16 protein-coding genes and 1 tRNA gene are annotated in these 24,003 nt (G+C 36.9%); 10 read left to right on the top strand and 7 right to left on the bottom strand.

What is annotated here, in order from left to right:
• Positions 1 to 4 precede the first annotated feature (4 nt).
• Genes PYV58_RS20980 through PYV58_RS20965 form a run of 4 tightly spaced genes read left to right on the top strand, consistent with a single transcriptional unit; the run spans position 5 to position 8,907 of the window.
• A complete protein-coding gene (locus PYV58_RS20980) occupies positions 5 to 2,734 on the top strand; it encodes an ATP-binding domain-containing protein (RefSeq protein WP_275059658.1) in 2,730 nt (909 codons plus the stop codon).
• 27 nt (positions 2,735 to 2,761) lie between these two features.
• Positions 2,762 to 4,738 carry a site-specific DNA-methyltransferase gene (locus tag PYV58_RS20975; RefSeq protein WP_275059657.1) on the top strand — a complete coding sequence of 659 codons (1,977 nt, stop codon included), beginning with the start codon at positions 2,762 to 2,764 and terminating at the stop codon, positions 4,736 to 4,738.
• A gap of 13 nt (positions 4,739 to 4,751) precedes the next feature.
• Positions 4,752 to 7,931, top strand: coding sequence for a DEAD/DEAH box helicase family protein (locus PYV58_RS20970; protein ID WP_275059656.1), 3,180 nt, complete (start codon positions 4,752 to 4,754; stop codon positions 7,929 to 7,931).
• A gap of 52 nt (positions 7,932 to 7,983) precedes the next feature.
• Positions 7,984 to 8,907 (top strand): hypothetical protein, encoded by a 924-nt coding sequence (locus PYV58_RS20965; RefSeq protein WP_275059655.1) that lies wholly within the window; start codon positions 7,984 to 7,986, stop codon positions 8,905 to 8,907.
• An 81-nt stretch (positions 8,908 to 8,988) separates the two neighbouring features.
• Here PYV58_RS20965 and PYV58_RS20960 read toward each other — a convergent pair whose 3' ends face one another.
• The 3 genes from PYV58_RS20960 to PYV58_RS20950 form a co-directional block, all read right to left on the bottom strand.
• Positions 8,989 to 11,094, bottom strand: coding sequence for a hypothetical protein (locus PYV58_RS20960; protein WP_275059654.1), 2,106 nt, complete (start codon positions 11,092 to 11,094; stop codon positions 8,989 to 8,991).
• 247 nt (positions 11,095 to 11,341) lie between these two features.
• Positions 11,342 to 12,517 carry an integrase arm-type DNA-binding domain-containing protein gene (locus tag PYV58_RS20955; RefSeq protein ID WP_275059653.1) on the bottom strand — a complete coding sequence of 392 codons (1,176 nt, stop codon included), beginning with the start codon at positions 12,515 to 12,517 and terminating at the stop codon, positions 11,342 to 11,344.
• Between the two features lie 181 nt (positions 12,518 to 12,698).
• Positions 12,699 to 12,789, bottom strand: a tRNA-Ser gene (locus tag PYV58_RS20950).
• Positions 12,790 to 12,910: 121 nt separating this feature from the next.
• Between PYV58_RS20950 and PYV58_RS20945 the strand changes: the two genes are divergently transcribed.
• The 3 genes from PYV58_RS20945 to PYV58_RS20935 all read left to right on the top strand — a co-directional run bounded on the left by PYV58_RS20945 (position 12,911) and on the right by PYV58_RS20935 (position 16,736).
• Positions 12,911 to 14,791, top strand: a complete 1,881-nt coding sequence (locus PYV58_RS20945; protein ID WP_004718533.1) for a potassium transporter Kup — start codon at positions 12,911 to 12,913, stop codon at positions 14,789 to 14,791.
• A 597-nt stretch (positions 14,792 to 15,388) separates the two neighbouring features.
• Entirely contained in the window at positions 15,389 to 16,411 is a 1,023-nt protein-coding gene (locus PYV58_RS20940) for a DNA/RNA non-specific endonuclease (protein ID WP_227504289.1), read from the top strand.
• Positions 16,412 to 16,490: 79 nt separating this feature from the next.
• Positions 16,491 to 16,736 (top strand): hypothetical protein, encoded by a 246-nt coding sequence (locus PYV58_RS20935; RefSeq protein ID WP_004818484.1) that lies wholly within the window; start codon positions 16,491 to 16,493, stop codon positions 16,734 to 16,736.
• A gap of 109 nt (positions 16,737 to 16,845) precedes the next feature.
• On the opposite strand, the gene aqpZ is transcribed toward PYV58_RS20935, so the two are convergent.
• Both aqpZ and PYV58_RS20925 read right to left on the bottom strand, forming a co-directional pair.
• Positions 16,846 to 17,538, bottom strand: coding sequence for an aquaporin Z (gene aqpZ, locus PYV58_RS20930; RefSeq protein WP_034618020.1), 693 nt, complete (start codon positions 17,536 to 17,538; stop codon positions 16,846 to 16,848).
• A gap of 275 nt (positions 17,539 to 17,813) precedes the next feature.
• A complete protein-coding gene (locus PYV58_RS20925) occupies positions 17,814 to 18,821 on the bottom strand; it encodes an AraC family transcriptional regulator (protein ID WP_034618018.1) in 1,008 nt (335 codons plus the stop codon).
• Positions 18,822 to 18,973: 152 nt separating this feature from the next.
• Here PYV58_RS20925 and PYV58_RS20920 point away from each other — a divergent pair, with 152 nt between their 5' ends.
• Positions 18,974 to 19,612 (top strand): sterol desaturase family protein, encoded by a 639-nt coding sequence (locus PYV58_RS20920; protein WP_034618016.1) that lies wholly within the window; start codon positions 18,974 to 18,976, stop codon positions 19,610 to 19,612.
• A 700-nt stretch (positions 19,613 to 20,312) separates the two neighbouring features.
• Here the strand turns inward: PYV58_RS20920 and PYV58_RS20915 are convergent.
• On the bottom strand, positions 20,313 to 20,582 hold the full coding sequence (locus PYV58_RS20915) for an oxidative damage protection protein (RefSeq protein WP_004818487.1): 270 nt from the start codon (positions 20,580 to 20,582) through the stop codon (positions 20,313 to 20,315).
• An 11-nt stretch (positions 20,583 to 20,593) separates the two neighbouring features.
• Positions 20,594 to 22,024, bottom strand: coding sequence for an argininosuccinate lyase (argH, locus tag PYV58_RS20910; RefSeq protein WP_004718519.1), 1,431 nt, complete (start codon positions 22,022 to 22,024; stop codon positions 20,594 to 20,596).
• A gap of 134 nt (positions 22,025 to 22,158) precedes the next feature.
• Here argH and PYV58_RS20905 point away from each other — a divergent pair, with 134 nt between their 5' ends.
• Positions 22,159 to 23,175 carry a histidine kinase gene (locus PYV58_RS20905; protein ID WP_081407412.1) on the top strand — a complete coding sequence of 339 codons (1,017 nt, stop codon included), beginning with the start codon at positions 22,159 to 22,161 and terminating at the stop codon, positions 23,173 to 23,175.
• Between the two features lie 49 nt (positions 23,176 to 23,224).
• The gene (locus tag PYV58_RS20900; protein ID WP_034617635.1) at positions 23,225 to 23,962 is read left to right on the top strand and encodes a LytTR family DNA-binding domain-containing protein; all 738 of its coding nucleotides are present in this window, start codon (positions 23,225 to 23,227) and stop codon (positions 23,960 to 23,962) included.
• Positions 23,963 to 24,003: the final 41 nt, after the last annotated feature.

The raw sequence follows: 24,003 nt of genomic DNA, 5'->3' as shown, positions 1-24,003 counted from the left end.
GTTCATGGAAAGTCTGTTATTAGAAAATTTTGAACCTATTGTTCATACAACGCTAGATATATTTGAGGATATTTCAAATAAAGCAAAGGAGTATCTTCAACAGGAAGGGTTTACTGGTGAGGGGCTGACTGCGAATGCAATGACTGACCAAGCTTTTTTAAATCTTCAGAATGCTAAAAATCAAACTGAAAAAGATCAGTGGATTCTAAAAGATAACCCTACATTTATGCGAGTAGATTTAGAAGATGTTGATGGCAACTATGTTTTTAGCATGTATGTGACTCCTGTAATATCACCTACAGGGTTAGATAAATGGCGTAAACAGAATTTAAATTTTATTAGTTCACGTGCGGCTAAGGGGGGGAACTTAGCCTCCTTGGATTGTGGTTCTGATTGGCATTTAACATCTGATACTGAATATTACGTAAGACGAAAAATTAAATTTACGCCAAAATTTTCTGCTGAACATTGGGATGGTTTTGAAGTTGTTATAACAACAAAAGATCAGCAACAATATATTGATTCTTTTCGTGATTTTCTTAATCTAAATTTAGATAGCGGAGACATTAATAACGCAGATAAGATATTAGAAAAGTTAAGAGAATTAGAAAATACTGAGCAAGGAAAAATCAAATCTTTGACTCGGAGTATTCGCACAGGTATGTCCTTGCGTAGTCAAGCAGCACTAGATCAATACCAAGATAAAATTATTCGCCTGCCAGTCAACTCTCAACTAGTCCTATTAGGTCCTCCAGGAACGGGTAAAACGACAACGTTAATAAAACGACTTGGTCAAAAATTAGACACAAATGAGGGTTCTTTTGAAGAAAAAGAAATTAACTTACTCAAAAAATTAAATAAAAATGGCTTTAGTCATTGGATGATGTTTACGCCATCGGAATTACTTAAAGGTTTTTTGAAAGAAGCTTTTGCAAAAGAAGGCATTGTTACATCAGATTTTGTTTTAAAAACTTGGGAATATTCTCACGATATTGGTCGTCAAAAGTTAAATATACTTTCCTCGCCAGAAAATCTATCTGGTTATCGACTTAGTAAAACTGAACATGTAAAAAAGCAATACATTGATGATCCTAGAATATGGGTTCAATCTTTTACTGATTTTTTTATGAAAAAACTAAGTGATGAGCTGGTAAAAGGACTACAAACTATTGAACAAACTTCGGGTTTAAGTGATGAGGCATTAATTCAGAAAATTAAAGAAATTGTACTTAGTGATTCCGATGTTCATGCGAAATACAAAGCACTTTATTCGTTAGAAAATCAAATTAATAAAGTGATTAAAAAAGAAAAAGAAATCAGTGATAAAATTATTAGAGAAGAAAAAAATAGATTGATCAATAAGAACAATAATTTTTTGGAGGAATTTGCGCGTTTTCTAGGCACATTAAATATACAGGATGTTGGTGACGAAGATGAGGATGAAGCAGATACTTTCGATGAGGATGAAGAAGAAGTTAGTGTTGGCTTTTTAGAACAAAATAAAGCTTTGGTAAAATTACAAACGTTTTTAAAGAAAATTGCTCGATACACTTATCTTAAACGTACTTTGCCCAAGACAAGTAAAGATTCGAAAATTAAAGAATGGTTGGGCGAGCGTTTACCCGACTTAGATAAATTAAATAGTCTTGGGCGCAGTATCTCATTACAAAATGGTTTAAGACATAATTTAAACTGTTGGAAACGTTTATATAAGCTTCCTACCAAGTTTTATAGACAATTTCGCAAAGATGAAAAGAATAATATTTTTTATGCTAAAGAATGGGACGGTCAAAAAATTTCTCAGACTGAACTCGATTTAATTCTATTCATTACACTCCGAGAAATTAAAAAACTGTTAAAAGAGCCTTACGTTGTAAAGAATATTGACGAAGCGAAGTTTTTAGAAATTAAAAACTTTCAATCTGATTTATTTAAAGATCAAGTGTTGGTTGATGAGGCAACGGATTTTTCTGTCTTACAATTGGCGTGTATGTATACAATGACACAACCAGATTTAGATTCTTTTATTGCGTGTGGTGATTTTAACCAACGATTGACTAATCAAGGAATCAAGGACGAATCTTTGCTTCAATGGATTTCTCCTAAATTAAAAACAGAACGTATTACAACCATTTTTAGGCAGAGTCCAAAATTAAATAGCTTAACGCATGGAATTTTGGATTTAATGGATGACAGTGATGAATCATCTAAATCAAAACTTCAGAAATTTGCTAATCCTGAAGAAGGTTTAGCCCCAGTTTTGATGGAAAATTTATCTGATGTCGAAATGACGGCAGAATGGATTACGACACGAATTGTTGAAATTGAATGCTTAGTCAATACTTTTAATGATGGTCAAAAGCTTTTACCTTCTATTGTCGTGTTGGTAAAGAATGAGCCTGATGTTGAACCAATGACAGAAGCCCTCAATGAGTACTTAGCAGACTATAGCCTTAAAGCGGATGCATGTAATAAGGGACGCAGTTTGGGAGGGGAAAATAATATTCGTGTATGTAATATTGAATATATTAAAGGCTTGGAATTTGAAGCTGTATTCTTTGTCAATATTGATGAATTAATGCAAGAACATCCTGATTTATACCAAAAATATTTATACGTGGGTGCAACCCGAGCAGCTAATTATTTAGGTATGACGTGTTCGGACGAACTTCCCTCAACCTTGGAGGATTTACGTCCCTATTTTGGTCATAATTGGCGTATTGAAAACTTATAATTTTTGCAAGTATTAAAGGTATTACTCATGAGTAACTCAGACCAGTTAAAAATGCACTCGCCAAATTTGGTCGATGCCAATATTGAAAAAATTGCAGTACTGTTTCCAAACTGTGTGACTGAAGTAGAAGCGGAAAATGGCGAGCTAAAAAAAACTATTGATTTTGACCTGCTTAAACAAGAGCTATCGCAAGTGATTGTTGAGGGTGAACAAGAGCGTTACCGTTTGGATTGGGTGGGCAAAAAAGAATCTATTCTGACTGCCAATGCACCAATTGCTAAAACCCTGCGTCCATGCCGTGAAGAAAGTGTAAATTTTGATACTACTGAAAACTTGTTTATCGAAGGTGATAACCTAGAAGCTTTAAAACTTCTGCAAGAGAATTATTTAGGGAAGGTCAAAATGATTTACATTGACCCGCCCTACAACACGGGCAATGATTTTATTTACGAAGATGACTTTGCAGAAAGTACGGATGAGTTTTTTGAGCGCTCTAACCAAGTGGATGAAGATGGAAATCGGTTAATTGCAAATACGGATAGTAATGGACGGTTTCATTCTGATTGGCTGAGTATGATGTATAGCCGTTTAAAGTTGGCTAGAAATTTACTTTCAGATCAAGGGGTATTATTTTGTAGTATTGGAGAAGTTGAAGTTGATTCTTTAGCAAAGCTTATTAAGGAAATATTTGGTGAAAATAATTTTTTAACTATTATTCCAAGATTAATGAAAACTGGAGGGGCAAAAGGTAAGTTTTTTTCACCAAGCGTGGACTATATTCTAGTCTGTACTAAAAATATAGAATCTACTTTACCTTTTAGAGCCCCTCTAACAGAAGAACAAATACAAATTTTTTATAATAAGAAAGAAATTGAAGGGAAAAGAAAGGGGGAGTTGTTTGGCGAAGAACGACTTTTTAAGGCTTCACTTGATGCAAGGCCAAATCAGCGATATTGGATTGAATGTCCAGATGGTTCTTTTTGCATACCACCAGGTAACAAATTCCCAAAAAAATTGATTCAGGGCGAAAAAGTTCTACCTTCTTCTGATGATAAAGTTTGGAAATGGATTTATCCTAGATTTAAGGAAGAGTTCGATAAAGGTAATATAGTTTTTAAAGAAACGGCAACTAGTGGTTTAGTTGATCAGGATGGTAAGCAATCTAAATGGAATATTTATAATAAGGTTTGGTTGCTTGATCAACAAGAGAAAGGTGTTGTGCCTTCAAATTATTTAAACAAATTTGAAAACAGGCAGAGTTCTGCAGAACTAAAAAAATTAGAAATACCTTTTGATTTCGCTAAGCCTACAAGTTTATTAATATATTTAACACAAATTTGTAGATTAAAAGATCAGGATATTGTATTGGATTTCTTTGCAGGATCTGGTTCATTTGCTGATGCAATCATGCAACTATCAATCAAAGAAAGTAAAAAATTGAAATATATTCTTGTACAAATACCGCAGGAATCTATGGATGATAGTGAAGAATATAAATTGGGTTATAAAAATATTGCTGAAATTTCAAAAGAACGTATCCGTCGTGCAGGTAAAAAGATCATAGAAGATAATGCCAGCACAGAAGGTATTGAAAATTTAGATATTGGCTTCCGCGTTCTTAAAATAGACTCAACGAATATGAAAGATGTGTATTACACACCAGATTCCTATAAGCAAGTCGATATATTGGACTTAGCAGACCATATCAAAGAAGACCGTACTTCTGAAGATTTATTGTTCCAAGTGATGTTGGATTGGGGGCTTGAACTCTCATTACCAATTGAGCGTAAAACTATTCAAGGCAAAGAAGTTTTTTATGTGGCAGGCAATAGCCTCGTGGCATGTTTTGACGAAATTAACTTTGCAATGGTGGACGAAATTGCCCAAGACAAGCCATTAAGAGTCGTATCAGCAGAACGTGCAATTCAACTCGATCACGACAAAACCAATGTCAAAGAACGCTTTAAACAGCTATCGCCAGAAACTGAAATTAAGTTTATTTAAGAGGATTTAATACATGAAAATCCATTTTAAAACACTTGATTATCAGAAAGATGCAGTTAAAGCTGTGGTTGATTGTTTTGTTGGACAACCTAAGCTGGAAGGTCATCGTTATATGATCGACCAAGGTGCAGTAAAATCTAAAAAACCAACAGCACAAGCAGACATGCTTGAAGAGACATTAGACTTACAGCGTGCTAAATCTAAGAAAGTAGTGGCTGACGTTGGTTTTGAAAATGCTCAAATTTTTAACTTAGATGCAGTACTTAAAAATATTCAAAATGTACAAATGGCGAATATTTTAGAACCATCGTCAAGTTTAGTAACAGATGATAGCAAAGGTAAAAACCTCACTAACAGCCCACTGAATTTGAATATCGAAATGGAAACAGGTACAGGTAAAACCTATTGCTATATCCGTACTATGTTTGAACTCAATGCAAAATACGGTTGGTCAAAGTTTATTATTGTGGTGCCAAGTGTCGCGATTCGTGAAGGTGTCCATAAAAGCCTTGAGATGATGGCGGATCATTTTCAGGAACAATATGGCAAAAAAGCCCGCTTTTTTATCTATGATTCCAAGGCCCTACATCATTTAGAAAGCTTTAGCTCAAATGCAGGCATTAATGTGATGGTCATTAACGTGCAAGCGTTTAATGCCACAGGTAAAGATAACCGACGTATTTATGACGAGCTTGATGAATTTCAATCTCGTCGCCCGATTGATGTAATTAGCCGTAACCGTCCAATTCTAATTTTGGACGAACCACAAAAAATGGGTGCTGAAAAGACCTTACAGTCTTTGGCAAATTTCAATCCACTGTTTATCTTGCGTTATTCTGCAACACATAAACGTGACTACAATTTAGTGTATCGTTTAGATGCATTAGATGCCTATAACCAAAAATTAGTAAAAAAAATCACGGTTAAAGGGATCGAAGTTCAAGGTTTAACAGGCACACATGGCTATTTGTATTTGCAAGATATTCTTGTCTCAAAGTCCTCACCAGTTGCACGCCTAGAACTAGAAATACAAACCAAAACTGGCTTTAAACGAGAAGTCCGAAAAGTTTCGAAAGGTGATGATTTATTTGTCATTTCTCATGAAGCTGAACAGTATAATGATCGTTATGTCATTTCTGATATTGATGCACGAACAAATACAGTCACTTTTGTAAATGGAATCACAATTCAAGCTGAAAAATCGATAGGACATCTTGATGAGCAAGTGACGCGAACAATTCAAATCCGTGAAACGATTCGTGCGCACCTCCAAAAAGAACGTCAGCTTTATAATCAAGGCATTAAAGTTCTGAGTCTTTTCTTTATTGATGAAGTGGCTAAATACCGTCAGTATGATGAAGATAACAATCCTATTGATGGTAAATACACTCAAATCTTTAAAGCACAATATCAATTTGTTTTAAACGAGTTTTTGGATCTCAATATAGAAAATGATCCATACCAAGAATATCTAAAATCCATTGACGTTGATAAAACCCATAATGGTTATTTCTCGATTGATAAAAAGTCAAAAAAACTAACTGATCCTGCTTTAAAGAAAGTCAAAGATGAAGAATTAGGAGTGTCTGTTCAGCAAGCCGATGATATAGATGCATATGATCTAATTTTAAAAGATAAAGAACGTTTACTTTCTTTTGAAGAGCCAACACGTTTTATTTTTTCACATTCTGCATTACGTGAAGGTTGGGATAATCCAAACGTATTTGTCATTTGTACCTTAAAACATTCGGACAATACCATTTCACGTCGTCAAGAAGTGGGTCGTGGTTTGCGTTTAGCTGTGAATAAAAATGGCGAACGTATGGATGCCAACTATTTCGGTGCAATTGGTGAAGTTCATCGCTTAAATAATCTGACTGTGGTCACCAACGAAAGTTATAAGGATTTTGTTGCGAATTTACAGACAGAGATTGTGAAAACACTTGCCAGTCGCCCTACCCAAGCAACGCCTGAGTACTTTGAAAATAAAGTACTCACTTTGGCCGATGGTTCAAAACTTGAAATCACTAAAGTAATGGCAAAGCAGATTCATAAGTATCTGACACGAAATGACTATATTGATGATAATGATCATATTGCACCGAAGTATCATCAAGATAAAGCCAATGGTGAACTTGTTGCACTTCCTGAAGAATTACAACCGTATACTGCTCAAATCACAAAGTTGATTGATAGTATTTTTGATCCTAAAGCGACTGAAGGTATGACGGAAGATGCGAATATGCATTTGACGAATCACATCAATTCTAAAAATCTTGAGCGTAAAGAATTTCAGGATTTATGGAAAAGAATTAACCGTAAAGCGATTTTTCAAATTCAGATTGACTCTAAAAAGCTGATTACTGACAGTATTAGTTGTATTGAACGTACCGCAGTTGAACGTGGTAATAAGTTCGTTGAAACACTCAGTTATAAACTTGCAGAATCATCAATGAAAGATGAAGTTAGTTTTGACGAGTTGAAGTCAAAAGATGCTTTTGGAAAAATGACAACCAAAACTGAAAATAGTACTTTATCGATTCATTCTCAGGTGCAATATGACTTGGTTGGTAATATTGCGGAAGATACCAACTTGACTCGAAAGACTGTAGCACAGATTCTCAAAGGGATTAATGCCTCTGTTTTTGCTCAATTTAAATTAAATCCTGAAGCTTTTATTCGTGATATAAGTAGAATTATCAATGAACAACAAGCCTCAATGGTTATTCAGGGTTTAAAATACAATCCATTAAAAGATGGCTATCCTGAAAATGATATTTTCGTTAGTAATGAAAATATTCCATTAAGGTCATTTAAAGCAGATCGTCATATTTGGGACTATGTGGTCACTGATTCCGATAATGAACGTAAGTTTGTAGAAGAATTGGATGGAGCCGAGGAGGTGATTGTTTACGCAAAACTTCCAGATCGTTTTCAAATTCCTACTCCTTTTGGTAACTATAACCCTGACTGGGCAATTGCTTTTGATAAAGATAAAGTACGCCAAGTTTATTTTGTTGCAGAAACAAAAGGTTCGATGGATGATGCTGATTTACGTGATAAAGAAAAGCATAAAATTGAGAGTGCTAAGAAATTCTTTACTACTTTAAACGAAGAAAATCTTCTATTAGGTGATGCAGTTAAGTACGCAGTAGTTGATAGCTTTGGCAGTTTGATGAGCCTAGTTAAATAAGCATAGGGAAAAGTCTATGACTCAGTCGTAGACTTCCCTGCATGGGGGATGTATGGGCTTTTTTGATATGTTGTTTTCTGGCATTGGATCTTTATTCAGTGTAGCCGTGGGTGTCGTTTCTGAAGTTGTTTACACAGTGAAGACCTATTTTGCTGCGAAAGACATTATCTCAAAGACTGTCTATGATGAGAGAGATAAAAAACAAGAGGAGATACATGAACTCAATCAAGAAATACAGTTCTTAAGAAAACAAATTAGAGATCATGGCAATATTACAGAGCAACAGCGTAAAAGGTTATATGAACTTGATGAGGAAAGAAATTTTCTAAAACAAGGCATTAAAAGTGACAGTCAAATTATTGCTGCTGATAAATTCCAACAAAATGAAGAGAACATCCACAAAGTCGAGATTGGTTTAGAAACAACACATGTTCTTCAATGGAATGCTTTTGCAGATACAATGGCCAAGACATGTCCTAAATGTCAAAGACCTATGAAATTGCAGTGGGCACGTAATTTAGTTCATGTAAATCCACAAGATTTTTATTGGGGATGTACAGGTTGGTATTTTAATAATCAGCAGATTCGTTTGTGTGAGTATCGTGAAAATCTATCTCGACAAGATTTGGCATTAATGACAGATACATCCGCACCTGAGTTTAGCCTTTCTGCCCAAGATTTTAATATTATTCTTCAGGATCATAGTACTTCTGAAAGTATTATAGAGCGTATGGATGATTTACAATCTGATCTAATTAATAAAAAGCAAGGTGTAAGCATTGTTTGTTGTCCAATGCATGCTGAACCAATGGTTTTACAAAAGAAAAAGAATGGTCTAGGTTTGCTAGATCAATATTATCTAAGGTGTCCACACTGGGCACCTAATGACCAAGGTTGCCCGTATATGGAAAAATTGAAGTCAGGTTCTCAATTAGCTGCTTTGCTCAAGCATCAAACTGGTACAGGTATACTCTAGATAAAGTGGAATTCTTTGTTAACTTCAACTTCCGTATAAATGGTGATCTGCTTAAGTCGAAAGATTGCATTAATCTTGGCATTAAAACTCAATATTTAATTTTTTCTTATAAATATTAAGCCTTTTTTCTGCTCTATCTATAAACTGATCATAGAAAAGAATTTCAGAATATAGCTCGCCATATGGAATTCTTGTTGCAGGATCGGATATAACACTGGTATTAAAGTAACCTTGACCACTAGGGAATTTCTCATAGTTGGTTGGCATTCTTGACTCATCTAATTCAGTACCAATTAGATAACCATAGAATTTTTTTATTTTTCCACCAGATTTCGCTGCTAAAAGTCTCGAATATTGTACTAAATCAGGAATATGATCTTGAAGAGGTACTTTAGGTGCCTTAAATTCAATAATAATAGCTGAACCTTCTTCATTGAAAATTGCAATATCTGGGCGTTTCTTAGAATGATCGGTATTGTTTTTTTTGAATAATTCTTCAAGGCTTTCATCAATATCTGAATCAAATAGTTTTTTCTGATCTTTCCATACAAATGATGAAAGTGGTCTGTCCGAAGCTATATGTTCGAAATAATGATATTCCTCATTTAATATCCAAATATCATGGTCTATATTTTCTGTATTATCTTTTCCAGTTGGGAAAAATACATTATGGATTATTTTTTCATCTTCACGACGTACACTAGGAGCCTGTTCTTGACATGCAAGCATAAGTTTCACGGCTTTTCTCAACACTTCAATCATTGAGGAGCGGCGAACTACAAGTTGAGATAGGTTAGCCATATCCATTTTTTTCAGTGTACTTGTGTACTTCCATGCGAGATTATTAATTTGTGTTCTGAAATCTTCGCTACGAGGATCTAATAGTAATACACTTTGTTTAATATCAAATAAATTTGACGTATCTTTAACAATATCCTCCTGAAGCTTCTTTAAAACACGCTTAGCAATATTCTCTTCTGTATCGCTGAAGTGAATTTTGATATTAGTGTCCTCAAGCATGGATCGTGATATACCAAATCTTTCTTGAGTGGAGTTGATTAAAGCCTCTTTATTAAAATCTTTTGGAGTTAAAATTAAGTAAACATAATCTTCTAAAGCTTCAATAATATCCTGCATTGAAATTTCATCAATAAGGTCTTCGCCACCAGAACATTCTTTAGGAATATTAAAAGCATCTCTTTGCTGATTCACTTTGCTTTCAAGAAGTTCACTTTCTACTAGTATCAACTCAAAGAAACCATCAATAGGCTTTTTGATATCAAAGCTTGTACGGAAAAATTTCTTTGCTAGTGAACAAACTATTGCAGAGTTGGCACAAAGCGCAACTTCATGTTGTTCGCTGCTATTCTCAGAGGGAGTAATAGAATATCTTGTAATTTTTAGATCATAAAATGGCTTAGATGAAGTGCTATGTGAACATTTTAATGGTAATGTCTTTTTGTCCACTGGCGATGGTAAATCATCTGACGAAATAGAAGATGAAGTCCGTTCGCCATTATCGTTATCATGAAAATTAATAGAAAACTCACCGATTAATTCTTTTAAGAGAATCAAGCGCTGTAAGAATGTTGTTAAAATATACTTTTTTAATATGAGTGCTGAAAAATCTTTACGAATCGTTAATAAATCATTTTGATTTTTAAATGAGTTCTTTTTAATACCTTTAAGCGTTACTTTTGTATTTATATCTGTAGATTCAAGATCACACTGAGAAAAGTGAGACTCTGAAATTTCTCTTGTCTCAGGTTTTATCGAAAGTTTTCTGCGTGTTAGGTTATCATTATCTAAGTAGACACTATCAATATTTAGTGTTTCAAAGTAATGGAAAAATTGAATTCTACCCGCTCCTTTACATTTTCCTAGCCCTTCTATATGTAAATAATCTTTATAAGTCGAATCTTTCGTTACAAAGGCTTTGACTTGCTCATTACAAAATCCGGCTCCATTTTCTAAACAAGAAATAGCTAAATCATACTCGCCATCCTTAAATAAAGATTTTTGATAAAATTCTATTTCAAAAGTGATAGCGAGTTTTGGGGTACTCAAATCTTCTTTTCGACGGATTAAGTAGGAATCAATAGCATTAGATAGCAGTTCTTCTACCACTACATATTTATTGGCACTAGGGGGGGTATTTTTTAAACCGCCTTTAATATCTAAAGTCATAATAAATTTCTATTCAAATAAACACTAAAATTTAAGTGAGTCATGACAGGAACCCTTTAATCAATGATTGATACTAATTAAGAATATAGCAATTTTGAAGTCCTACTGAAATACTTATACGCAGTTAAAATCAGAGACTTTAACGGTCTATAATATTTCAAGTAATAAGCAAAGGGACATCCTTTTCGTATGTTACATTCGTGGTGAATTTTTCTTAAATTAGCTACTTTTATTTATATTCTTCTATCTATAGAACTACTTTATCCCTCAGCCCATCGATAAAATCAGACCAATCCTGCATCATCTTAATTCGATAGTCTAAATGCTGTGCATGGTTGTATGCCTGCGACACAGCATTACCAACTTTATGAGCCAACTGTATTTCAATTGCATCATGCATGTAGCCTTGTTCATGTAAGGTTGTGGAGGCAAGTCCACGAAAACCATGTCCAGTCATTTTTCCGTTATAACCCATTGTTCGAATTACACAGAGTAAGGCATTGCTACTCATAGGTTTGGCTGTGCTGTGATTATAAAAAACGTACTGCTTATTGCCAGTAAGAGGGCGTAATCCTTCAATCAGTTCAATTGCCTGTCGAGATAATGGAACAATATGAGGTTGAGCCATTTTCATTTTATCAGCAGGAATTCGCCATAAATGATTATCAAAATCAATCTCATTCCACTCCATCATTCTCAGTTCAGCAGTGCGTACAAATGTTAAGGTCATTAACTGAATGGCAGTCTTAATCATTGGATTGCCATGATAACGATCCATACGCTCAAGAAAAGGTGGGAACTCAGAAATATCTAGCCGAGCCATATGCTTCACTTTACGAGGCTTTAACGCTTCTTGAAGATGTGGTGTTGGATCATTCTCAATCAGTCCTTTACGGATTGCAAAACGGAAAATACGTCCAGCTAAAGGAATAGATCGTTTAGCCATCTCCTGAGCACCACGAGCCTCAATTTTTTTAGCACAGGCGAGTACATCTTTACCTTTAATTTGATCGATTGGCATGTGACCTAAAGCAGGGAAGAGATCTTTTTCAAATACAGACAAATCACGTAAGTAAGTGGTTTCTTTTATGACGGCTTTACGATCTTCCATCCATTCCATAGCAAGTGTTTTAAAAAGCGTATTTTCATCTGCTTGTAATTTTTTTTGTTTCTTCGCTTCGTTGGGACTAATCCCATCTTTCAATTTCAATCGAGCTTCATCTCTGGCACGGCGAGCCTGTGCAAGCGTGGTTTCAGGGTATGTGCCAATACTGAAGATATTCTCTTTGCCATTAAAACGAAACTTCATTCGCCAATGCATACCTCCAGAAGGGGTCACCTCTAGATACATGCCTTTTTCATCAGCGTATTTAGTTTTCTTTTCTAATGGCTTTATTTTTCTGATTTGAGCATCTGTAAGCATTGTAATGTTTCCACAGAATTTGGGGGTATGATTTTGGGGGTAATTTAGTATACCCCCAGTTATACCCCCAATCACATCAAGCTTGCAACAGATAAAGTAGATCGTATTAGACATAAAAAAAGCCTAAACCCTTTAGATTTAAGCTTTTAAAGACATCATGAGATATTGTAAGAATTGAAAATGGCGGTGAAAGAGGGATTCGAACCCTCGATACGCTATAAACGTATACACACTTTCCAGGCGTGCTCCTTAAGCCACTCGGACACTTCACCAAGGCGTGGGATAATAACCAAAAAAAAGATTTCTGCCAAGCAACAATTGATTTAGAGCAAAAAAAATTTCACAGTGATATGATTGCGCAAAAATAGTGTCTAAATTTTTGAAGACGAATCTATGCAAAGTACTGCAAAAAAAGCCGCGTTACCTGCGATCACACTCGCAGCATTAGGGGTGGTATTTGGAGACATTGGAACCAGTCCCTTGTACGCCCTACGCCAATGTTTTCTGACTGCACACATTGCCATCACCGAAGCGACCGTGCTTGGGATCTTGTCACTGATTTTCTGGTGCATGATGCTCACCATCAGCTTTAAATACGTCACCATTATCATGCGAGCAGATAACAATGGTGAGGGTGGTATCATGTCCTTGCTGGCGCTGAACTTACGATCTAATCGTATCGCAGATAATCGCAAAATCTATTTAATTGCCTTGGGATTTATTGGTGCATCGTTGTTTTTTGGTGATGGCATTATTACTCCAGCAATTTCAGTGCTTTCAGCCATTGAAGGGCTGAGTATTGCCACACCCATGTTTAATAAATGGCTGATGCCTTTGGCAATTGGCATTCTTACCGCACTGTTTCTGGTACAAAGACATGGTACGGGAACCATGGGCAAGTTTTTTGGTCCAATCACCTTAACTTGGTTTGCCTCTATCGGTTTAATCGGTATTCATAGTATTAGCCAAACCCCCTATGTCTTAAGCATGCTCAGTCCACATTGGGCGCTGAACTTTATTTTTCATCAACCCTTTGTGGCCTTTTTAACCATGGGTGCGGTGATTTTGACGGTTACGGGTGGTGAAGCACTCTATGCAGATATGGGGCATTTTGGACGGCTGCCGATCCGTTTAGGCTGGTTTATCATTGTGCTGCCTTGTCTGTTATTAAATTATGCAGGGCAAGGTGCATTATTACTACGTAATCCAAGTGCGATTGAAAACCCATTTTATTTGCTTGTACCTGAGTGGGGCTTATATCCCATGATTGCCTTAGCCACAGCGGCAGCAGTGATTGCTTCACAAGCGGTGATTACTGGCGTATTTTCAATGGCAAACCAAGCCATTCAGCTACGCTATTTGCCAAGATTAACCGTGCATCACACTTCTGATGTGGAACAAGGTCAGATTTATTTGCCCTTTATCAACTGGATACTCTACGTCTCGATTCTTTTGTTGATTGTGATTTTCCAAAACAGTGCCAATCTTGCCAATGCCTATGGTGTAGCAGTCACGATGACCATGCTATGCGATACGATTTTGATTTCAATACTGGCATATGGCTTTTGGCGTTGGCCAAAGTGGAAAGTGGCATTATTCGCGATCCCATTCTTAGTGATTGATAGTATTTTTATTGGGTCAACCTCATTAAAAATCATTTCAGGCGGATGGGTTCCGATCCTGATTGGTGCAATCGTATTTACTATTCTGATGACGTGGAAAACTGGGCGAGAAATTGTCTTTAACCGTTTGGAAAAAGATGCCTTGCCGCTGGATCTGTTTATTAAAAGTGTCAGTTTGAGTGATGAAACTCAGTTTGTACCCGGTCAAGCGGTATTCTTAACCGGTAATCCAAATATTGTTCCACATGCGATGTTGCACAATATCAAGCACAATAAAGTTCTGCATGAACGCAATATTATGGTGACGGTGATTACTCGTGATGTACCCTATGTGCCAGACCAAGAAAGAATTCGTGTTGAAGTCTTAGATAAGCGCTTCCAACGAGTTTTTGTTTACTATGGATTTAAGGATCAACCTGATATTCCAAATGCACTAGAGTTGGCTTATAAGCAGCTTGAAGTTGAATTTGACATGATGCATATCAGTTTCTTCATCTCACGTGATCGTTTGATTCATACCGTGGGTGATGGAATGGCGCCATGGCGTGAAAAACTGTTTATTTCGATGCAACGTAATACCAGTCCAGTGAGTGATTTCTATCAAATCCCGCCAAACCGTGTGGTGGAAATGGGTAGCCAGATCGAAATCTAAATTCATATCAATCAAAAGCCAGAAGTCATTCTGGCTTTTTTTTTGCCCATGGGTTTTATGGGCTGATGTATTACATTGATTCACTTTATTTTTTAGTAACGACTTCTTCTCTAACCCAGCAAGTAAGACCTTTATCATTTGTGTTATTGAGTCTGCAAATGTAGATAGGTTGATATTGCACTGAGACAGTATCAAACCCTTTAGAATGCTGAGTTTGAATGGTTCCATCATTCAATTCTCCCTAGCGAATCTTGATACATCAGTATAAAACGATCCTATACGACAAACTGTGTCGCAAGGCTGTCGAAGTACACTGCGCAACATGACATAATCATGATCACAAGTGCGATAAAGCATCTGTAAGATATTTGATTTTCTAGTATTTTTTGTGAAATAAACAATAAATTGTTACATGGAATGTTGTTTAGTTAAGCACAAATCGTAGAAGCTTTACTCGGTTGAAGATCGGCACAATATCTTTCAGTTTATTGACTTGTTAAGCTATTTAAATTCAAAAACTTAATTTGTATGGGTTTTGAGTGGATTGTTTATTTAACCTTGTTTAGGAAGCCTTTGTTGAAAAATTCAGTAGTTAAAATGGTGTTGGGTGTTGTTGCTACTGGAAGTTTTGCGATTGCGTTTGGCCAAGAGAAAATTTTTCAGTTACTGCCGTTTACCCAAAGTAGTACCAATAACTCTGCGTGTTTAAATCAGTTCTATCGAGAGCAACCGCCTGTTTTAATTAAAGAAAGTTTAAAGAAAAACAGTTATCCTTTATGTTTTAACGGGTTTAATGTGATGTATTCGGGTGTTTCTAAAACACCGTTATGGACAGCAGAATATTTATCTCCACAGCGCTTAAGTCAAAAGATTAAACGTGAAGATAATTTCCACGAAGAGCCACGTGTAAACGCTACACATCGTGCATTATTATCGGATTATCGTGGTTCAGGCTATGATCGTGGTCATATGTCACCCAATGCCGATATGCCCAATAAGGAATCACAGTTCGACAGCTTTTCTTTAGCCAATATGGTGCCGCAAGCTGCTAAAAATAACCAACAAGTTTGGCGTGAGTTAGAAGAAGCAACTCGTGCAATTGTCACCAAGCAAAAGAAAGATGTGTATGTGGTGACTGGCCCAGTGTTTTCTGGGAAAAAACTAAAAACCATTGGAAAGGGTGTGATTGTTCCAACCGCGATCTATAAAGCGATTTACTTGCCTAAACACGGGATCATTGGTGCGTACTATGCGCCAAATAATGATTCACTTCAGGTTAAAGTGGTCAGCGTATGCTATTTAGAAGAACAGTTGGGGATGAATTTATTTCCACAACTGACTGAAGAACAAAAGCGCAATACCTATAAATTGCCTTTGAACGCAAAGCAGGTCAAGGTCAATAAAGAAATTGAGTACTCACATTGGGATGCGGAAAGCCAATGTGCAGAAGAGGTCAGTCAGGATAAAATCAGCGCACTGCAAAAGCAGTTCCAACCAAAAAGTGGTTCAACAACCACATCGGATGTGCAATTGCCAAAAGTAGACCCAGAAACCAAAGATGCCTTGGTGAAACAATTGGTTGAAGCGTTGTTGCAATATATTTTACAAATTTTGAAATAATTCAGCGCTGATGGTGCAGTATCTTTTGAGAATCTATTTATACTGTGAATAAGATCGAAAAAAATTGAGAAAATTAAAAATGTTTAAACCGTTTGAGAATGGCACCGAATCACATTCAATTCATGATTTAACTTTAGAAAATCAAACTGACTGTGTCAGTATTTATGGCAATTTACAGATCACCAAAGATCAAGCTGGCTTAAAAGCGGCTAAGCTTTTACAAAGCTATCTCAATGAAGTTGTGGCAAGTTTAGAGAAGCAAAGTGATCTACCAGAACAGTTAGCACGCCAAAGCGAAGGTGAAATAGAGAACCCATTTCTTTAAAGACTATCTTTATTTTTAAATGATTTTCTAATCAACTGCTTTCTAAAAGTACTGGTTTATAAGTGTAAAAAAACCTGCCGAAGCAGGTTTTTTTACACTGAAAATCTATTTAGGATTGAGGTTCATTGCCAATAACTTTATAAATCAGCGCTCCAATGATCGCACCGACAATTGGCGCCACCCAGAATAACCATAATTGACTCAATGCTGCTGTTTCAGCAAATAAAGCCACAGCAGTACTTCGTGCTGGATTAACTGAGGTATTGGTGACGGGGATACTAATTAAGTGAATCAAAGTAAGTGCTAAACCGATGGCAATCGGGGCAAAGCCAGCAGGTGCACGTTTATCTGTTGAACCGAGAATAACAATTAAGAAAAAGGCGGTTAATACGATTTCAATTAACAATGCAGAGACTAAAGAATATTTGCCAGGGGATAAATCACCAAAGCCATTGCTGGCGAATCCACCAGTTCCTGTGAATCCCGCCTGACCTTGTACGATTAAATACAAAACAAATGCGGCCAAAATACCACCGATGACTTGAGCAATAATATAAGGGGCTAAGTCTTTGGCATTAAAACGACCACCTACCCATAAACCCACACTTACCGCAGGGTTAAAATGCCCGCCTGAGATATGCCCTAAAGCAAAAGCGCCTGTGAGTACGGTTAAACCGAATGCCAGTGCAACACCAGCAAAACCGATGCCCAGTTCTGGAAAAGCAGCGGCAAATATTGCGCTACCACATCCTCCAAACACCAGCCAAAAGGTTCCGATAAATTCTGCGAGATATTTATTCATATTGATTCCTAAATTATTTTTTTGAACGGAATGGGGTTATATGACTATTTTTAGATAGTTGATAACCGTGGGGTGGGTACAACTTTTATTTTCTGTATAAAGATAATAGTCTAAAAATATGAAAATAAAATCACAAATAAAAAATATTCATATCAATATCGGCTAATGTTCTGATTTTATTTTAAAAAATTATATTTTACAGATATTTAATGCTAAACAAATGAGTGGTGAGAATGGTGAAATATGCTGTTTCTATCGATAAATTTAATACACAATTACTTAAATTCTCGATGCTGAATACGCCATTGTTGCGGTGTTAAGCCGGTCCATTGTTTAAACGCACGTTGGAAAGCGCTTTGTTCTGAGTAACTGAGAAGCAGGGCAATTTCATGCAAGCCTAAATGTGGATCTTGCAGATATTGAAAGGCCAATAATTGGCGGACATCCTGAACACGTTGTTGATAGGTGGTGTTCTGACTTTGTAGATGACGTTGTAATTGTCGTATCGACATATTCAACTGTTTGGCAATCGCTTCGATTTGATAATTGTTTTTTTGTAATCCCAATAAAATACTTTGTTGTAAGCGTTCATCTAACTGGGTGGCATTGGGTAAGCTTTCAAGCAAGGCTTGTGCTTGTTGCATCAGTAGTTTTTGTAGGGTTTGATCACTGCGTTTAAAGGAAATCGCAAGTGCGCTGATGGGGAAGATCAGCTCGACTTTTTCTTGCTGAAAGAGCACAGGACATTTAAAGAATGCTTGATATACCATGCTGTTTTTAGGTTGAGGATGAATAAAATTAACCTGATACAGGCTTATATCATCGGATATAAATTGTCTTAAAAACTGAATCACCACGGCCATCGCAATTTCATCAGTAATTTGAGTGGTTAAATGGGTGGGTAGATTTTCCCAGCGTACCGAGATGTGCTGTTCATCATAATATTCAACCTTGAGCGGGCTTCCATCATAAATCAATCGATGAAAATCATGGTAGCGGGTGAGTGCCTCTCCAAGGGTGTCACAAGATTGTGCAATATAGGCAATGATACCAATATGTTTGGGTTGTACATATTTAGAGATGTCTAGACCCAAAGCTGGGCTTTGTACTTGTGATTGAATGTCATCCAAGATTTCACGCCAAACGGTATAGTCAAAGCGTTCAACATTTTGAATCTGTTGTAGTTTGGATGAGATCTTTAGACCTTTAGCTTCACTAAAAGTATAGAGTAATTGCCCAAGCCCGCCATATATCGAGCCAGCATAGTCCTTTAATTGCATCATTTACACATCTTGTTATTGTGTGATCTACGTCAGCTGTAGTTTAAACATTATACTATTTTAATTTGTCGTAATTTGTCAATGAAAATACTTTTTGATGTCAATACCTATTTTCCAGCATGTTTTATATTCACCATAAGCAAGAGGGATTGATTATGTTAAAAGGTTTTTTAGTCGGATTGGTCGTCGCAAATGGCTTTGAATGGGTCGCGCATAACTATATTTTACATGGTCAACATCGCCCAGGAAAACCACGCTTTAGTCCAGTGCCACGCAGTATGAAATCGCATTGGGAACATCATCGTGAAGTGCGTAAACAAGATTTTCATGATGATGGCTATGTAGAAGGGATTTCAAATTGGCGAACCAAAAATGAAATCGTTTCTTTGGCGGTGGTTGCTGGTGCGGCAAGTTTGATTTTCTACCCGATTTCGAAAGGAATGGTTGCGGCATCGCTTTATAGTGCGTGTAATTATTATTATATCCATCGCCGTGCACATTTAGAGCCAGATTGGGCGATGAAGAAAATTCCTTGGCATTATGATCACCATATGAACTCGAACCAAGATGCCAACTGGTGTGTCACTAAGCCTTGGTTTGACTATCTGATGGGAACACGGGTGATTTCTTCTGCGGATCTGCAAGAGCAGAATCCTTTAGGTGTGAAACTGCCTCAGCCAATCGCAAACTGGTTATCATCCAGCATAGAAAAATATTTTCCAGCCAAATGGGTAGAAAAAAAACCGTTATTGGTTGAGGACAATACACAAAAGCTCAACGATTCTGTGGCCTAATTGGGTTTTTGAACGTTGTTGCTTGTTCTGATCTGTTTAAAACTGCTGTGAAATGAAATGGTTGCGTCGTGTAAAATCTATAATTTGTCGTGATTGGTCAACGTTTTCGGTATCTTTGGTCAATATTAAGCCATGCCATCGATGTATATTGATTGCACAGCATGTACCCACTGCCGTGTTTTAAGTTTTATAGGAGTCTCCAAGACTCCTTTTTTTTATGCGTGGAGATATACCAACAATACATAACCTGAGTTCGATATAAAACTCTTGATGAAATATGATACTCGGAAACGTCATCCGCAACTGTCTGAGGCAGGACTTCATTGATAAAGAGTTGTTTCTGCGATTCATTGAATGCGTTGCTGGTGGTTGACGAGTTTTGCGGTGAGCAGCGATTTAGCTGCGCAAGATGGTTACCCTTGCGGAGCTTAGCTCCTCATGTCGAAACAAAAGTAGGGCGAGCCGCAGGCTGATCCTGAAATTGAATGAGAATTCAGTAAGACTCCGCCAAGATCATTTTTTTCAATAAGTTAAAGGTGTAATAAGGTCGAGCCCACGTTACATACGATTAAATTTATAAGTTCATGTGATCGCTTCATCTTGTACGATGAAGCAATAAAAAAATCCCCTGACGGGGATTTTTTAGATGGGCATAAGATGCACATCACTTTTGGATTTTTGCCTTAGGAGGCTTCGGTCATTACTCAGGCTTCAAGCCTTCCGCCATTTCCAATGATTGATCATTATCCAAAAATTTTTCACGCTGTTCTTCTAAAAACTTTTTTGCATCTGGTTCAAACACGTTTAAACGTTTTTCATTGATTAACGTGGTTTGGTGTTTTAACCATTCTTGCCAAGCTTGTTTAGACACTGTGTCAAATAACACTTGACCCTTTGGACCTGGAAAGGGTGCAAAGTCTAAACCTTCTAACTCTTTTTGATATTTACGGCAAAATACTTGTCGAGTCATATCAAAACTCCTTATGCATAAAGTTTTTCTAAACGGATATAAGCGCGTTCAATTGCAGCAGCAACCTGTGCAGGCGCAGTACCACCAATATGATTACGCGCATTGACAGATGCTTCAAGGGTTAATGCTTTTTCAAACACATCTGCTTGAATTAAATCTGAGAATTGTTGTAATTGCTCAAGGCTTAATTCAGAAAGATCTTTCGATTCTTGCACACCTAAAGCCACGGCTTTACCTACGATTTCATGTGCATCACGGAAAGCAACGCCATTTTTTACAAGGTAATCAGCCAAGTCTGTTGCGGTAGAGAAACCACGTAAAGCCGCTTCACGCATGATTTCAATATTTGGTACAAGTGCAGGAATCATATCTGCAAAAGCCATCAATGAACCACGCACTGTATCAATCGCATCAAACAAAGGCTCTTTGTCTTCTTGGTTGTCTTTGTTATAGGCCAAAGGTTGACCCTTCATGAGGGTGAGCAAGCTCATTAAGTCGCCATAGACACGGCCAGTTTTACCACGAATCAGTTCAGGAACATCTGGGTTTTTCTTTTGTGGCATGATCGATGAGCCAGTACAGAAACGGTCAGGAATATTCACAAACTTAAATTGTGCAGAAGTCCAAAGAATCATTTCTTCTGACATACGTGATAAATGCATCATGATTAAAGATGCAGCAGCATTAAATTCAATCGCAAAATCACGGTCAGATACCGCATCTAAAGAATTTTCAGCAACGGCTTCAAAGTTTAACAGTTCCGCAGTATACGCACGATCAATAGGATAGGTTGTTCCAGCAAGCGCAGCTGAACCTAAAGGCATACGGTTGACACGTTTACGGCAGTCGATTAAACGCTCAGAGTCACGCACCAACATTTCAAACCACGCCATCAAATGATGACCAAAAGTCACAGGTTGCGCAGTCTGTAAATGGGTAAAGCCTGGCATGATGGTGTCAGTATTGTTCGCTGCTAAGCCCAAGATGCCTTTTTGTAATTTTTCCAGTAAAGTCAAAATCGCATCAATTTCGTCACGTACATATAAACGGATGTCTGTGGCAACTTGGTCATTACGGCTACGACCGGTATGCAATTTTTTACCTGCAATCCCGATACGCTGAGTTAAACGAGATTCGATATTCATGTGCACATCTTCTAAATCAATGCGCCATTCAAATTGACCTGCTTCAATTTCAGCTTTAATTGTGTTTAAACCATTGATAATGTCATCACGTTCTTGTTCTGTAAGGACACCAACTTTTGCTAACATAGTCGCATGTGCGATCGAGCCAGCAATATCTTGTTTATAAAAGCGTTGGTCAAATTGAACTGATGCAGTAAATTCAGCAACAAAGGCATCAGTAGCTTCAGAGAAACGACCGCCCCACATGCCTGAAGTTTGGGCTTGTGACGGATTAGAGGAATTAGAAGATGTGGTCATATCGGCTCAGTAGGAAAAAAAGCAGTAGAACTAAACGCAGTATAACAAATTCAGCCTCACTTGCCGAAGTAAAGCGCAATCATTCATCAATAAAATCTGGGCGCGGTTTTTATCAGTCTTATTTTTTTAGCAAAATGGGGCACCGCAAGTATTTATTCGAATTATTTATCTCTAGCAATGTGTTGGCTTTTTTATTGGCACTGGCCGAAGCACAATCATGGGGCAATTTAAATCTTTGGCATGTTTTAGAATATATTTTATATATTAATTGGATATTATTGGCCTTTGCAGCTTTTCAGGATGTATTTGAAAAAAGGCTCTCGCAATATACCTATTTATCTATTTCAATATTCAGTTTTATCCTTTTACAGGCGATTGTGCTGTGTACAACACTAGTTTTAAATATTATTCATTATTGGGGAACGCATTTTTCTTTACAAAATATTTCCATCCAAGACATTTCGCATAATCTTATTTTGCATGTCAGTTATGGGGTATTACTCGGCGCATTTTGTTTACGCTACTTGTATATCCGTGAACAAGCAGTATTGCAGCAAAACAGTGAATTGAATGCGCGTATTCAGGCTATGCAAGCACGTATTCATCCACATTTTTTATTTAATAGTTTAAATAGCGTGGTGAGTTTAATTGCGATTGATCCCGATAAAGCTGAACAAATGCTGATAGATTTATCCAAATTGTTTAGAGCCAGTTTTCAAGAATTAAAGCTCGTAACCTTAAAAGAAGAAATACAGTTATCTCAACAATATATTGCAATAGAGCAAATTCGTTTGGGAGATCGTTTAAATGTGGAATGGAATATTCAACAACCGCTGTTATTAGATCAGGTCAAAATTCCCTTATTAACCTTACAACCTTTAATTGAAAACAGTATTTTTCATGGGGTTGAGCAAAAGATTATCGATGCCAAGATCGGCATACTGGTTGAAATATTGCAAAATCAAGTCAACATAGTCATTACCAACCCATTTTTACAAGATAGAATAAAAGTACGAGAAGGGCATGGAATTGCTTTAGAAAATGTAAAACAGCGTCTAAAAGCACATTTTGGCGATTCTGTTTATTTTCGGAATTATGCAGGGAATGGATTATTTACAATGGTAATCCAATATCAGTATAAAAATAGATGATTGGGAAATTCATTAAAATAAAGACGATATATTTGGGTAAGGAGGAGCAATGGACATCCTGATTTGTGATGATGAACCGCTTGCAGTGGAACGCTTATCACGATTGGTGTCGCAACTTGGGCATCAGGTTATTGCAACAGCGCAACATGGTCAACAGGCATTGGAAATGGTTCAGCAGTTCGAGCCAGATGTGGTGTTGCTTGATATTCAAATGCCAGAAATGGATGGTTTAAGCTGTGCGCAGCATTTAGCACATTTTAATCCGACGCCAGCCATCGTATTTTGTACGGCATTTGATGAACATGCTTTACAAGCCATTCAATCTCAAGCAAAAGGATATTTATTAAAACCAATTGGCAAGGATGATTTAGAAACGGTTTTGGAGAGTGTCACTAAACTGACTCAAGCTCAATTAACTCACCTAGAAAAAAAAGAACTCATGGAAGAAAAAGTGCAAAGACAGCAAATTGCTGCAAAAACCTATCGAGGTTTGGAGCTAATTCCTGTTGAAAATATTTACTATTTTTTAGCAGATCAAAAATATGTCACTGTACGCCATAAAAATGGCAGCGTGCTTATTGATGAAACGCTCAAAGATTTAGAAACAGAGTTCGCAGATCGATTTATTCGTATTCATCGTAATGCTTTAATTTCTCTAGATTATTTGGATGGGTTGGAAATGGTGTCCTCCGGTCAGTATCAGGTACGATGCCGCGAGTTAGACGAGCGTTTGGCAGTCAGTCGTCGTCACTTACCGTTACTGCGCGAACGGATGCAGAATTTATAGTTTGATGGGAAGCTTAATCATTTTGATAATTTACTTGCATT

This window comes from Acinetobacter sp. TAC-1, from assembly GCF_029025845.1.
In the GTDB taxonomy this organism is placed as follows: domain Bacteria; phylum Pseudomonadota; class Gammaproteobacteria; order Pseudomonadales; family Moraxellaceae; genus Acinetobacter; species Acinetobacter guillouiae.
Note: the sequence above shows the minus strand (reverse complement) of the source record. Positions and strands in the feature narration are given on the sequence as shown.

Coding starts and splice junctions, on each gene's coding strand:
- PYV58_RS20905 (WP_081407412.1), top strand. CDS start 22,159: ATGGGGCACCGCAAGTATTTATTCGAATTATTTATCTCTAGCAATGTG.
- PYV58_RS20925 (WP_034618018.1), bottom strand. CDS start 18,821: ATGATGCAATTAAAGGACTATGCTGGCTCGATATATGGCGGGCTTGGG.
- PYV58_RS20970 (WP_275059656.1), top strand. CDS start 4,752: ATGAAAATCCATTTTAAAACACTTGATTATCAGAAAGATGCAGTTAAA.
- PYV58_RS20920 (WP_034618016.1), top strand. CDS start 18,974: ATGTTAAAAGGTTTTTTAGTCGGATTGGTCGTCGCAAATGGCTTTGAA.
- PYV58_RS20935 (WP_004818484.1), top strand. CDS start 16,491: ATGTTTAAACCGTTTGAGAATGGCACCGAATCACATTCAATTCATGAT.
- PYV58_RS20965 (WP_275059655.1), top strand. CDS start 7,984: ATGGGCTTTTTTGATATGTTGTTTTCTGGCATTGGATCTTTATTCAGT.
- PYV58_RS20900 (WP_034617635.1), top strand. CDS start 23,225: ATGGACATCCTGATTTGTGATGATGAACCGCTTGCAGTGGAACGCTTA.
- PYV58_RS20945 (WP_004718533.1), top strand. CDS start 12,911: ATGCAAAGTACTGCAAAAAAAGCCGCGTTACCTGCGATCACACTCGCA.
- PYV58_RS20915 (WP_004818487.1), bottom strand. CDS start 20,582: ATGACTCGACAAGTATTTTGCCGTAAATATCAAAAAGAGTTAGAAGGT.
- PYV58_RS20955 (WP_275059653.1), bottom strand. CDS start 12,517: ATGCTTACAGATGCTCAAATCAGAAAAATAAAGCCATTAGAAAAGAAA.
- PYV58_RS20960 (WP_275059654.1), bottom strand. CDS start 11,094: ATGACTTTAGATATTAAAGGCGGTTTAAAAAATACCCCCCCTAGTGCC.
- PYV58_RS20980 (WP_275059658.1), top strand. CDS start 5: ATGGAAAGTCTGTTATTAGAAAATTTTGAACCTATTGTTCATACAACG.
- argH (WP_004718519.1), bottom strand. CDS start 22,024: ATGACCACATCTTCTAATTCCTCTAATCCGTCACAAGCCCAAACTTCA.
- aqpZ (WP_034618020.1), bottom strand. CDS start 17,538: ATGAATAAATATCTCGCAGAATTTATCGGAACCTTTTGGCTGGTGTTT.
- PYV58_RS20975 (WP_275059657.1), top strand. CDS start 2,762: ATGAGTAACTCAGACCAGTTAAAAATGCACTCGCCAAATTTGGTCGAT.
- PYV58_RS20940 (WP_227504289.1), top strand. CDS start 15,389: ATGGTGTTGGGTGTTGTTGCTACTGGAAGTTTTGCGATTGCGTTTGGC.